This is a genomic window from Thauera sp. 63, assembly GCF_000310165.2.
In the GTDB taxonomy this organism is placed as follows: Bacteria; Pseudomonadota; Gammaproteobacteria; order Burkholderiales; family Rhodocyclaceae; genus Thauera; species Thauera humireducens.
The window spans coordinates 1-651 of the sequence record NZ_AMXC01000086.1 but is presented as its reverse complement, the minus strand read 5'-3'; the positions used below and the strand labels follow the sequence as shown (position 1 = coordinate 651).

1 protein-coding gene is annotated in these 651 nt (G+C 60.7%); it reads right to left on the bottom strand.

The window, feature by feature from the left end; genetic code table 11:
- Positions 1 to 3 precede the first annotated feature (3 nt).
- The coding region (locus tag C664_RS20065; protein WP_004295524.1) for an ISL3 family transposase at positions 4 to 651 on the bottom strand (648 nt) is incomplete at its 5' end.

The following is a 651-nucleotide window of genomic DNA, read 5'->3' as shown; positions in this document are numbered from 1 at the left end:
GGTTCATCGCGCCTTTCCGGGGAAGGCGGCCTTGATCTTCAGGAAGAAATAGGCTGAATCCCGGAACCCGTAGGCCATACGCTTGATGACCTTAATGCGGTTGTTGACGCCCTCGAGAATGCTGGTGTTCAAGGGAAAGATGGCTGAGGCGAGGATGCCACGCAGGTACTTTCGGAGTCGCTTTGCAAAGGCGATCGCCGGCGCGATGCCGCTTTCGATCGCCAGGCGGTACCAGTCTTTCCATCTTCGGGCGCCGTCTCTGATCGATGGCGCAAACCAGATTTCCTTGATGGCGGTCTTCAGCAGATAGACGGTAGCCAGCGGTGCGTTGGCCGCCAGCAGTTCCTCGAGCTTGACCGCCTGCTCGTTGCCCAGGTTGTCGCGGTTGCGCAGCAGCAACCAGCGCGAGCGCTTGATGACCTGACGTTGTGCGGGCGCACTGCGCAAGGCATTGGCCTGATCGACGCGCACCCGGTCGACGACCTCCCGACCAAAGCGGGCGACGACATGGAACAAGTCATAGACGACTTCGGCGTTCGGGCAATGGGCGCGCACCTCCAGATCGAAGGCGGTGTTCATGTCCATTGCGACCGCCTCGATGTGCTGACAGCCCTCTTTGCCCAGCAATTCGAAGAAGGGCCGGATCGCCTC